An 11,663-nucleotide genomic window follows, 5' to 3' on the forward strand; every position below is an offset into this window, starting at 1 on the left:
AAGGCGATAGGCGCGAACATCGACAGCAGCGGCAATGTGACGGGCGCCTTCGTTGCCTATGACGACACGTCGAAGGGCAAGGTGACGCTCGGCGGTGCCGGCTCGACGCCGCCGGTGACGCTGACCAACGTAGCGGCAGGCCAGATCGCGTCCGGCAGCAAGGACGCGATCAACGGCTCGCAGTTGTACGGTACGGCGAACAGCGTGGCAGCAGCGCTGGGCGGTGGTACGACTGTCGGATCGGACGGCAAGGTCACGGCGGCCTTGTCGCTGGATGGCAAGACGTACGGTAACGTCGCCACGGCACTGGACGCGCTGAACGCGAAGATTGCCACGGGTACGACGGACGGCGTGGTGTACGACTCGGCCGTGCATGACACGCTGACGCTTGGTGGCGCTAATTCCACTACGCCGGTCCAGCTGAAGAACGTTAAAAACGCGACCGACTTGCTCGACGCGGTCAACTTGGGCCAGATGCAGGTGTACGTCGCGAACCATGCAGGTAGCGGTGGTACCGCGAACGGCGTGGCCTATGACGACTCGACCCGGAACACCGTGACTCTCGGCGGTAAGGGTCATGCTCCGGTGACCCTGACAAACGTGGCAGCAGGTTCCAATGCCACCGACGCGGTCAACTTCTCGCAGTTCTCGAGTCTCCAAAGCCAGCTGAACAATCTCGCCGGCGGCGGTACCGGCAACACGACCTACATCAACATCAGCACGCCGAGCTCGGGTGGTACGGCAGCGGCGGCGACGGGTTCGGATGCGATCGCGATCGGTAACGGTGCCGTTGCATCAGGGAAGGCGGCGATTGCAATCGGTAAGGACACGAAGACGGCCGGCGACAACTCAGTGTCGCTCGGCTCAGGTTCTTCGGCTCCGAACACGAACTCCGTCGCGCTGGGTGCAAACTCGGCGACTGATCGCGACAACTCCGTATCAGTGGGTTCTTCCGGTGCAGAGCGTCAGATTACCAATGTTGCGGCCGGTACGCATGGCACCGACGCGGTCAACCTCAATCAGTTGAACAACGCGATGGGTGGTGTGCAGCAGCAGATGCACGATATCGACCGCAATGCGGCCAAGGGTATCGCATCGGCATCGGCGCTGAACATTGTCACGCCGTATCTGCCAGGTCGTACCACGCTGAACGCGGGTGTTGCCAACTACCGTGGCTATCAGGCGGTTGGTCTGGGCGTCTCGCGCTGGAACGAGAAGGGCACGATCAACTACAACCTTGGCGTGTCCAGCTCGGGCGGCAACAGCACCATCGTCCGCGCTGGCGTCGGCATCGTGCTCGGCAACTAAACCATGGCCGCAAGGCCTTGAATAGAAGCTCGAGACGTTAGCTGTCTGGGTCGCACGGGAAGCTTCCGTGCGACCCTCTTTCCATGAGAAACAGACATGAAGTATTCATTGATTGCCATCGCGCTCGCCGCGATGCTTGCAGGATGTTCGTTGTCTGCGACGCGCGATCGCCTGCAAATCCAGGACCCCACGGTTTTGCAGACGGGTTTCAGCACAACGCAGAGCCAGGCCGCCGGAGCGGTCACGCCACAGTGGGCTGCAACTTATGGCGGCGTGAAGAATGGCGCGGTGCTTAGCGCTGTCCAGACCCGGCTGAACGCGCTCGGTGAACGCAAAAATAACTATTTCGGCGACAAGGCACAGTGCTGGCTGAACGCCGCTCGCGACCAACGGTCCAGCCACGACGGCTGGGGCTTTGTTGAGGAAGCGCTGGTGGAGGCAAACCATCTGACCACGGCGCTCGAGACCGGTCAGGGACTCTCGGTGAACAATCCGGAGTTGCGCACCTCAGCGGTGATCCGTCCGGATCTGTGGAAACAGGTGCAGGCGGCGAAGACCTCGCCGCTCTTTCCGCAATGCCCGGAAGCGCAGCGCCTGACTGCGTGCTCGGAAGTCGAGTTGATTCATGCCGGCCATGACGCATGGACCCGCAACTTCGTTGCGAGCCAGCGTTTGGTCGACGGTGTCGAGAAGGGCGTGCCGGGTATCGGCGCGGCGCTCGAGGCCTGCACGCCGCCGCCAGTTGCGGCAGCGGCGCCGGTGATTCCGCAGAAGATGACGTTGCAGGCCGATGCAAGCTTCAAGTTCGATCGAAGCGATTTGCCTGGCATGCTGCCGGCTGGCAAGGCCAAGCTGGACCAGTTGATCAGCGATCTGAAACACGTGGACGACGTGACGGGCATCCGCATCGAGGGCTTTACCGACCGTCTCGGTAGCGATAGCTACAACCGCCAGTTGTCGGCCAATCGGGCAGAGACGGTCAAGCGTTACCTGGAGAGCGGTGGTGTCACGACGCCGATGATGGCGCGTGGGCGCGGCAAGGAAGAACCGGTGGTGCAGTGTCACGACCGGAACCGGCAGGCACTGATTGACTGCCTGGCGCCGAATCGTCGCGTGGAGCTGGACTTTACACGCAGCAATGCACAGCCACAGGCAATGAATTCACGGCAAATGCAGCAGCGTATGCAAGAGCCAATGCCGCAACAGATGCAACTGCAAGAGCAGTAGCGTGAGACATCGCCGGAATTTTGCCAGTCCGGCGATTTCATCTAATCGGTGGTACTGCGCGATGTATCCACCCGAAGTTTCCACGAGCGCGAATATTTTCGCGCTCGTTTCTTTATCCCGCTCTCTGCGTTTTGCTCGCTCCGAGGTGGAATCACGTCCGACTCGCCTCCATCGATGGACTCGTTTTCACGAGATGTGTCATCCCTTCAGGCGATCCGCGCAGTTGATCTCATTCACCATTTACTCGTAGGGCATCTCAAGCCGCTGGGTAGGAAAAGCCGGCAAATATTGCGGAACTATCATTCCGCGACCGCGAAAAAATGTTCCGTAGCCGTTGATAAAATTTAATTTGTATTTCCCGGCGGTAGGCTATTCGGTTCGATTTTTCGCTCATTAATGAATGATCAGGAAATGGAGCGGCAAATGAAAAGAATCATGATTATAGACGACCACCCAATGATCAGAGGGACGATAGCGAACGTATTGCGCGCCGACCCGGAGCTTAAGCTGATCGGAGAGTGCGGTGACGGTGAGGACGGTCTGAAAATGGTGCTGGATAAAAATCCTGATCTTGTCATTCTCGACCTTGATTTGCCCCGGCTTGACGGCTTATCAATGATTCGCCGTATTCGGGCACACAATAGAAAAATCTGCATCCTTATTCTTTCCGCTAAACCAGAATACGTCATGGCCGGGTATACGCGTGCTGCCGGTGCAAATGGCTATGTCGGCAAAGGGCGCGAGATCGGCGAATTGATTACGGCTTTAAAGACAGTATTGTTTGGCTATGATTGTTTTCCGGCCGATACGGCTAATTCGGCAACAGATAGCGGACTCAGCACCCTGTCGGCGCGCGAGGTGGAGATTTTGCAATATCTCGCGCGTGGCGTAAGCAATCGGGATATCGCGAGCCGCTTATTCCTGAGTGATAAGACGGTCAGCACGTACAAGAGCCGAATCCAGGAGAAGCTCGGGCTTACGTCATTGGCCGCACTGATTGAGTTTGCTTCGCTACACAGGCTCATTGACTGAATCGTGCGGGTCATGAAAAAAATAAACCTGCTTGGTTCTTCAGCGACCGCGGGGAGCCGCGCGTCGCGTTTCTCCCAGGACGCGGGATCCATTTCGATACGCCGCGCGACGCTGTTGGGCAGTCTGCTTGCATTTGTATTGCTGTGCATGTTGTCGGTGCGCGCCTACGCCGCGCCGTTGGTGAACCATCCGCGCCCGGCCGTAGCGCCGGCCGTACCCTATGCATTGGACCAGGTCGGCCAGTCGCTCCGCGACACTCATCCGCATGATCAAACGGATGCCGGCGCCTCGTTAGCATTTGCCGGGGGTGAGGGCTGCGATACCGTCGGCCAACCGGCGCCGGACGCACGTGCTGCCTCGATCGAGTGGCAAACGTGGCTGTTGGCGGTGGCGGCACTCGCAATCGTTGCGGTGGGCAATGCATGTCTATTTCGCAGCGTGCTGAGCCGCTCCGCGGAGACGCTGCGTCGCACCGAGGAAGAGTGCACACGTCGGTGCGATGCAGCAGAAGCCGGAGAGCGGGCCGCACGCGCGGCGGCGTCTGCTGAGGCGAGCGCGGCCGAGACGCGGGAGCGGGTCAGGGTGCTGACCGCGATGCGCGTCTACGCGGAGGCTCCGTTGATCGCCGTGATGGGCATGCTGGAGTCGATCGAAACGGCGGCGATGTTGGCCACCCAGCGTACGCAGCTGGCGGTGGCCGAATCCGCAATGCGCACGTGGTCGCAAACGCTGCACGATTTTCTGGACGTTGCACCCGTGCCGTCGGGCGGTATCGTTCTCGACGAAAGCGTAACGAATCTGCGCGATCTCATTGACGGCGTCGTCGCGCTGTTATCTATGAATGCCGCCCGACGAGGCACACGCCTCGTGGCAACCGTTGATCCCACGGTGGCCACGAGGATTCTCGCCGATAGCGCACGGCTAGGCCAGATGATCTTCCATCTGCTGAGCCGCGCCATCCAGCTTGGTGCGCATCAAGAGATTGCGGTCGTCGTGCGGTCGGAGCCATTGAATCCCGGCTCCCAGCGCATTTTTGTCAGTTTGACAGGCACCGACGCTGGAGACCCTCCTGCAGCTCAACTGCAATTTTTCGAGCCGGGCGCCGATGAACCGTCTTCAGGAGCGTGGCCTGTCGGCACGGACGTTGGCATGGCGTTGTGCGAGACAATCGCGCAGCGTATGCGAGGTGAACTCTCGCTTTCGAGCGGCTCTGACTGCGGCATCTACGCGCGGTTCAGTGCGCCGTTCGCCGTGGAGCAATGGGGGCCGTCATCAGAACCGGCTCGTCATGCGCCGGCGCCATCCGCGATTGCTGCTCAAGTGCAAGACGCTTCCTTAGGCTTCCAATCTGAACCCTTCGAACGCCGTTACCTCGATGCACTGGCCGAAGAGGGTATCGATCTGCGCACGTTTATGGTTGGCTGGCGCCATTCGATAGACGATGACCTTGCGCGCCTGAGCGGTTTGAACCGCCAACGCGACAGCGAAGGTCTGCGTACCGTGCTGCACAGATTGAGCGGAGCCGTAGGTCTTGTCGGCGCACACAGTTTGATGGAGGCATTGCGGCGTGCGAGCGTTGCTTCGCTGGAGTTTGACGCCGGCGCTATCGATGCGCTTGTGGAGCGCGCAAAGACTTTGGCTACGCAACTCGATACAGCGTTCGATCCACACCGGAGCCTCATACAATGAATCAACCGCAGGCTTTGATCAAAGGCGATCTGGCGTTCCCGAAACTGCGACCGTTCGATGGTGTGCCGCCGCCTTTCGGTTCGAGACGACGTGCCGCGCAACAGTCGATGCGGGGCGCGATACAACGCACCGCCAATCCAGCGCACCGGGGTCCGTTGGGTCCGGGTGTGAAGCACGTTCTGTTCTACAAGACGCCGCCGCAACGCGTGGATTCTCATCGCTTCGATGTGGCGATGGCTGAAGCAAAGCGCTATCTTGATCTCGAGACGTGCCACGTCCGCGCGCGGTCGTCCCGTTCGGATCACGTAGGCGGCGCGGCGATTTTCGTCTGCAGCAGTATCGCCTTGGCCTGGTTGCTGGCAACATGCGCGACTCAGGATGCCGGAACACAGCCGGAACTTGCGAAGAAGCTGCCGGAGTCACCGGCAATCAGCAGCCTGGCCGTCGGCATTCCGCAGCGACCCGCCAAGCTGACTCAGCGGGACACCGAACGCGTACACCCGTCGTCGGCGATGGCCGCTTCGGTTGCGAGCGCCGCGCCGCCGGCAACGTTGGCGAAGGCGGTGAACTCGAACGCGGCGGACGTCGCGCCAGTGCGTTCCGAGGCAAGCGATGCTGTGCCGATGACACCGCCAGCGAACCGCGCAAGGAGCACCGATTCCATGCCTGTGACGGCGTCTCGAAGCCCGCGCACGCAGTTATCGACACACGTCTCGCAGCAGCCGCCAGCGCGCGCTACGACTCACGAGCCCACGAGGCGCGCGGCAAAGGTGGACCGCACACCCGCGCCCGCGCGTTTGACCCTGGAGCATGTCGATAAACGGCTTGCATTGAAACATGCCGTTCGCCCCGCCGATCGGCCCTCCGTGTCTATCCAACCGGAATGGACCGGGCGCGGGCCGGCGGAAGGCGACGCTATCGATCAGGCGCCATGGCTCAACTGGTCGGCGCAACCGCCGCGCAGCCACGCCGCAACGCGTGCAACGGTCCCCGCTGACACCAACTGGAACGCTCGCATGACCCAACGCCGCATCACCGACGATCCCACCGCCTTCCTATCCGGCACCACCCAAAAATAGGCACGCCATAAAAAAAGCCCGACCATCGGTCGGGCTTCCAAAGTCGGCTGCGTCCTCCACAGGACGCAGCCCCTGCAAAACAACTCGCAGTGACTGTCTATTAAGCGTAAGCGAATACCTTAAGCAGCCAGCAGCGAGCGCAGCACGAACGGCAGAATCCCGCCGTGCTTGTAGTAGTCGACTTCGATCGGCGTATCGATACGCAGCAGTACCGGCACGCGCTTCTCTTTGCCGTCCTTGCCGCGAATCACCAGCGTCACTTCCTGTTGCGGCTTGAAGTCCGCGCCCAGGCCTTCGATGTCGTACGTTTCTTCGCCGGTGATGCCGAGCGATTGCACGCTATCCGAGCCCTTGAACTGCAGCGGCAGAACACCCATGCCGACCAGGTTCGAACGGTGAATCCGCTCGAAGCTGCGTGCGACCACAGCCTTCACGCCCAGCAGTTGCGTACCCTTCGCTGCCCAGTCGCGCGACGAGCCCGTGCCGTACTCTTCGCCCGCGAACACGATGGTCGGCGTGCCGGCGTCGATGTACTTCATCGCTGCGTCATAGATCGACAGCTGTTCGCCGCTCGGCTGGTGAATCGTCAGGCCGCCTTCCACGCGCGTGCCGTCTGCCTTCGGCGGGATCATCAGGTTCTTGATCCGGACGTTGGCGAACGTGCCGCGCATCATCACGTCGTGGTTGCCGCGGCGCGAGCCGTAGCTGTTGAAGTCGGCCTTCTGCACGCCGTTCGCCTTCAGCCACTTGCCTGCCGGCGAGTCTTCCTTGATCGAGCCTGCCGGGCTGATGTGGTCGGTCGTGACCGAGTCACCGAAAATGCCCAGAGCGCGCGCGTTCGTCACGGCAGCAATGCTGTCGGCCGGCGTCATCGAGAACTCCTTGCCGAAGAACGGCGGCTCTGCGATGTAGGTCGACTTCGGCCAGTCGTAGACTTGACCTTCTTCGCCTTCGATCTTGCTCCACAGGTCGCCCTTCTTGGTCAGCGACGAGTAGTTCTTGCGGAACGCGTCGGCGTCCAGCGCGAACTTGAGCAGCGCGTTGACTTCTTCGCTGGTCGGCCAGATGTCGCCGAGGTAGATGTCCTTGCCGCCCTTGCCCTTGCCGACCGGTTCGGTCATCAGGTCGCGCGTGATGTTGCCGGCGATCGCATAAGCGACGACCAGCGGCGGCGAGGCCAGGAAGTTCGCGCGGATGTTCGGGTGAATACGCGCTTCGAAGTTACGGTTGCCCGACAGCACAGCCGCCGCGACGATGTCGTTCTTCGTGATCGCTTCGTTCAGTTCCGGCGTCAGATCGCCCGCGTTACCGATACAGGTCGTGCAACCGTAGGCGGCCAGCGTGAAGCCCAGCTTGTCGAGGTACGGCAGCAGGCCGGTCTTCGTCAGGTATTCGGTGACGATGCGCGATCCCGGCGCCAGCGACGTCTTGATGTGCGGCGCGACTTCCAGACCAGCTTCGACAGCCTTCTTCGCCAGCAGACCGGCAGCCAGCAGCACGCTCGGGTTCGACGTGTTCGTGCACGACGTGATCGCGGCGATCAGCACGTCGCCGTTCTTCACGTTGACGCCGTTCGTCGTGGTGTATTGCGCGTCCAGATCGGCTTCCTTCTTGGCAAAGCCGTTTTCTGCAACCGGCTTCGAGAACAGGTCGCTGAAAGTCGACTTCACGTTGCCGATTTCGATACGGTCTTGCGGGCGCTTCGGGCCGGCCAGCGACGGCGCAACCGTGCCGAGATCCAGCGTCACGACCTTGGTGTAGTCGATGTCGCCGTCCTTCGGAATGCCGAACAGGTTCTGCGCCTTGAAGTAGTTCTGGAACGCCGAGATTTCTGCGTCCGTGCGGCCCGTGCCCTTGAAGTAGTCGATGGTCTTTTCGTCGACCGGGAAGAAGCCCATGGTTGCGCCGTATTCCGGCGCCATGTTGCCGATCGTCGCGCGGTCCGGCAGCGACAGTGACTTCGTGCCTTCGCCGAAGAACTCGACGAACTTGCCGACGACCTTTTCCTTGCGCAGCAATTCGGTGATGGTCAGCACCAGGTCGGTTGCCGTCACGCCTTCGCGCAGCTTGCCCTTCAGGTGCACGCCGACCACGTCCGGCGTCAGGAAATACACCGGCTGGCCGAGCATGCCGGCTTCAGCTTCGATGCCGCCCACGCCCCAGCCCACCACGCCGATGCCGTTGATCATCGTGGTGTGGCTGTCGGTGCCGACCAGCGAGTCCGGGTAGTACACGGTATCCGCGCCTTCGGCCTTCTTGTGCACGCCGCGTGCGAGGTATTCCAGGTTCACCTGGTGAACGATGCCGACGCCCGGCGGCACGACCTTGAACGTGTCGAATGCCTGCATGCCCCACTTCATGAACTGGTAGCGCTCGTTGTTGCGCTGGAATTCCAGTTTCATGTTCAGGTCGAGCGCGTTCTTTTCACGGAAGTGATCGATCTGCACCGAGTGGTCGACCACCAGATCGACCGGGACCAGCGGCTCGATCGACTTCGGGTTCTTGCCGACGCGTTGCGCGACGCCGCGCATTGCAGCGATGTCGGCAAGCAGTGGCACGCCGGTAAAGTCTTGCAGCACGACGCGCGACACGACGAACGGGATTTCGTCGACGCGCGCGGCGGTCGGCTTCCAGTTCGCGAGTTGCTCGATGTGTTCTTCGGCGATCTTCTTGCCGTCGTAGTTACGCAGCACCGATTCCAGCACGATACGGATCGAAACCGGCAGGCGGTCGATCTTGATGTTCAGTGCCTTGCCGAGTTGCGGCAGGGAGTAGAACTTGCCTTTGCCGGAACCGCTGTCGAATTCCTTGAGCGTTTTGTGGAGGTTGTGGGCCATGGTGTTTTCCTTGGTTTGATCGCGGAACTACAGTACTTAACTAGATGACGTACAAATCGACGTATTCATTGACCGGCATGGCTTCGAGCCTTGCCTGATCCAGCGACACGTCGAGAATCGCCAGTTGTTGCCTGACCGGAAAGCGGCGCGCGAGGTTGGTCTTGAACTTCTCGACCAGCAACGGTATCCCGTCTTCGCGACGACGCTTATGACCGATCGGGTATTCGACAACGACTTCGTCGAACGTCGACCCGTCGTTGAATTCGATCGTCAGTGCATTGGCGATCGAACGCTTCTCCGGGTCGTGGTAATCCTGCGTGAACTGCGCGTCTTCGACACATTCCATTTTGGCGCGCAGCACATCGATACGCGCGTCCTGCGCGATCAAATCTTCATAGTCCGCGGCCGTCAGGCGGCCATGGATCAGCGGCACGGCGATCATGTACTGGATGCAATGATCGCGGTCGGCCGGATTGTTCAGTGGGCCTTTCTTGTCGATGATGCGGATCGCGGCTTCGTGGGTGCGGATCGTGATCTTCCTGATGTCTTCGACACGCCTGCCTTGAGCGGCGAGTTGCGCGTGTAACGTCATTGCCGCTTCCACCGCTGTTTGCGCGTGGAACTCAGCCGGGAAAGAGATCTTGAACAGCACGTTTTCCATCACGTACGAGCCGTACGGGCGCTGGAACTTGAATGCGTCGCCCTTGAAGAGCACGTCGTAAAAGCCCCACGTCTTCGCGCTCAGCACCGACGGATAGCCCATCTCGCCGGTTCTGGAAATCAGCGCGAGACGCACGGCGCGCGACGTTGCATCGCCCGCAGCCCACGATTTGCGCGAGCCGGTGTTCGGCGCGTGGCGATACGTGCGCAGCGCGTGGCCATCGACAAATGCCTGCGAAACCGCGTTGATCAACTCGTCGCGCGTCAGGCCGATCAATTGGCCGACCACTGCGGTAGAAGCCAGCTTCACCAGCAGCACATGGTCGAGCCCGACCTTGTTGAACGAGTTTTCGAGCGCGATGCAGCCTTGAATTTCGTGCGCCTTGATCATGCCGATCAAAACGTCTTTCATCGTCAGCGGCTTCTTGCCTGCTGCGATGGCATTGCGCGAGAGCCAGTCGGCCGTCGCCAGAATCCCGCCGAGATTGTCCGACGGATGGCCCCATTCCGCTGCGAGCCAGGTGTCGTTGAAGTCCAGCCAGCGGACCATCGCGCCGATGTTGAAGGCGGCCTGAACCGGGTCCAGCTGGAACGATGTGCCCGGCACCTTCGCGCCGTTGGGGACGATCGTGCCCGGCACGATTGGTCCCATCAGCTTGGTGCAGGCGGGGTAGGTCAACGCCTCGAGTCCGCAACCGAGCGTATCGATCAGGCAGTTGCGCGCGGTTTCCAGCGCGAGCGTGCTGTCGATCTGATAATCCAGTACGTAATCGACAATATCGACCAGGACTTGGTCCGGGTCGGGTCGTACGTTGGAAATCGGAGCGGACATCGGGCTTCCCTGATGTAAACGATTAGTTGCTGCTCTTGTTGATCGCGTTCGATTGCGTCGGAGCCGGCGAGCCTTGCTGCATGGCTACGGTCTTGCACTCGTCGGCCAGACGCGAGCTGTCCTTATCCGAGAACAACATCGCCTTAGTCGGGATCACAACCAGGTCCATGCCCGTTGCGGCGTCGTGGAAGCGGTCCGCGCCCGTGGTGGTCGTTTCACGCGGGAGGTTGTAGTTCTTGTTCGCCCAGTGAACCGTGACGATCTGGTCACGCTTCATGTCGCCCTTCAGGTCGAATGCCAGACCTTCGTTGCACGACCACTTTTCCGAGCCTTCCGGAACCGCATCGACCTTCGCTTCCTTGGCCGGATTCGCCTTGCGCTTGAACAGGCGTTTCGGTTGCGGGCGCTTCGCCGCAGTCTTGGCAGCCGGATTCGTGGTGGTCGCCGTTTGCGCGGCGGCGTCAGTCGCGACGGTCAGCATCGTCGTGGACAGGGCGCCAATCACGGCGGCGATCATCAGCTTTTTCATGGAGGAGAACCTTTCTATCTAATTTCAGTTGAACATTGCGCGGTTGGCCGTCTGGAGAACCGCGAGGTTGAACTGCACGCGCTTCGAAAGCGCACAGCGACCGCTATTTTCTCCTATTTAGCGGCACGTATTTCAAATTCTCGGGACCGGTGTAATTCGCGCTCGGCCGGATGATCTTGTTGTCGATGCGCTGCTCGATGATGTGCGCGCCCCAGCCAGCAGTGCGGGAGATCACGAAAAGCGGCGTGAACATCGCCGTCGGCACGCCCATCATGTGATACGACACCGCGCTGAACCAGTCGAGATTTGGAAACAACTTTTTCACATCTGCCATCACTGTTTCAATTCGCTCGGCGATATTGAACAGCTTCAGGTTGCCCGCGTCCTTCGAAAGCTTCTTCGCGACTTCCTTGATGACCTTGTTGCGCGGGTCGGCAATCGTGTAGACCGGGTGGCCGAAACCGATCACC

General features: G+C 60.7%; 9 protein-coding genes. 5 read left to right on the plus strand and 4 right to left on the minus strand.

Features of this window, described 5'->3' with window-relative positions:
- The 5 genes from DLM46_RS38225 to DLM46_RS38245 form a co-directional block, all read left to right on the plus strand.
- On the plus strand, positions 1-1,308 hold a 1,308-nt coding region (locus tag DLM46_RS38225), incomplete at its 5' end, for a YadA family autotransporter adhesin (protein ID WP_208866442.1).
- Positions 1,309-1,404: 96 nt separating this feature from the next.
- Entirely contained in the window at positions 1,405-2,535 is a 1,131-nt protein-coding gene (locus DLM46_RS38230; protein WP_115110101.1) for an OmpA family protein, read from the plus strand.
- A gap of 423 nt (positions 2,536-2,958) precedes the next feature.
- Positions 2,959-3,567, plus strand: a complete 609-nt coding sequence (locus DLM46_RS38235) for a response regulator transcription factor (protein ID WP_115110118.1) — start codon at positions 2,959-2,961, stop codon at positions 3,565-3,567.
- A 156-nt stretch (positions 3,568-3,723) separates the two neighbouring features.
- Positions 3,724-5,256 carry a sensor histidine kinase gene (locus DLM46_RS38240; RefSeq protein ID WP_244306535.1) on the plus strand — a complete coding sequence of 511 codons (1,533 nt, stop codon included), beginning with the start codon at positions 3,724-3,726 and terminating at the stop codon, positions 5,254-5,256.
- Positions 5,253-6,335, plus strand: a complete 1,083-nt coding sequence (locus tag DLM46_RS38245) for a hypothetical protein (RefSeq protein ID WP_115110104.1) — start codon at positions 5,253-5,255, stop codon at positions 6,333-6,335. The genes DLM46_RS38240 and DLM46_RS38245 overlap by 4 nt, the downstream gene beginning before the upstream one ends.
- A gap of 119 nt (positions 6,336-6,454) precedes the next feature.
- On the opposite strand, the gene acnA is transcribed toward DLM46_RS38245, so the two are convergent.
- The 4 genes from acnA to DLM46_RS38265 form a co-directional block, all read right to left on the minus strand.
- Entirely contained in the window at positions 6,455-9,172 is a 2,718-nt protein-coding gene (acnA, locus tag DLM46_RS38250; RefSeq protein ID WP_115110108.1) for an aconitate hydratase AcnA, read from the minus strand.
- Positions 9,173-9,212: 40 nt separating this feature from the next.
- Positions 9,213-10,664: a bifunctional 2-methylcitrate dehydratase/aconitate hydratase gene (locus DLM46_RS38255; RefSeq protein WP_115110111.1), complete on the minus strand. Its 1,452-nt coding sequence runs from the start codon at positions 10,662-10,664 to the stop codon at positions 9,213-9,215.
- A gap of 22 nt (positions 10,665-10,686) precedes the next feature.
- Positions 10,687-11,193: a hypothetical protein gene (locus DLM46_RS38260; RefSeq protein WP_115110114.1), complete on the minus strand. Its 507-nt coding sequence runs from the start codon at positions 11,191-11,193 to the stop codon at positions 10,687-10,689.
- Positions 11,194-11,296: 103 nt separating this feature from the next.
- A partial coding sequence (locus tag DLM46_RS38265; RefSeq protein ID WP_279635279.1) for a citrate/2-methylcitrate synthase occupies positions 11,297-11,663 on the minus strand: 367 nt, incomplete at its 5' end.

The sequence above is a fragment of the Paraburkholderia lacunae genome, from assembly GCF_003353175.1.
Lineage (GTDB): Bacteria > Pseudomonadota > Gammaproteobacteria > Burkholderiales > Burkholderiaceae > Paraburkholderia > Paraburkholderia lacunae.

What these genes read in the sequence shown, in the direction of transcription:
- DLM46_RS38230 (WP_115110101.1), top strand. Translation starts at nt 1,405, where the DNA reads ATGAAGTATTCATTGATTGCCATCGCGCTCGCCGCGATGCTTGCAGGA.
- acnA (WP_115110108.1), bottom strand. Translation starts at nt 9,172, where the DNA reads ATGGCCCACAACCTCCACAAAACGCTCAAGGAATTCGACAGCGGTTCC.
- DLM46_RS38260 (WP_115110114.1), bottom strand. Translation starts at nt 11,193, where the DNA reads ATGAAAAAGCTGATGATCGCCGCCGTGATTGGCGCCCTGTCCACGACG.
- DLM46_RS38255 (WP_115110111.1), bottom strand. Translation starts at nt 10,664, where the DNA reads ATGTCCGCTCCGATTTCCAACGTACGACCCGACCCGGACCAAGTCCTG.
- DLM46_RS38235 (WP_115110118.1), top strand. Translation starts at nt 2,959, where the DNA reads ATGAAAAGAATCATGATTATAGACGACCACCCAATGATCAGAGGGACG.
- DLM46_RS38245 (WP_115110104.1), top strand. Translation starts at nt 5,253, where the DNA reads ATGAATCAACCGCAGGCTTTGATCAAAGGCGATCTGGCGTTCCCGAAA.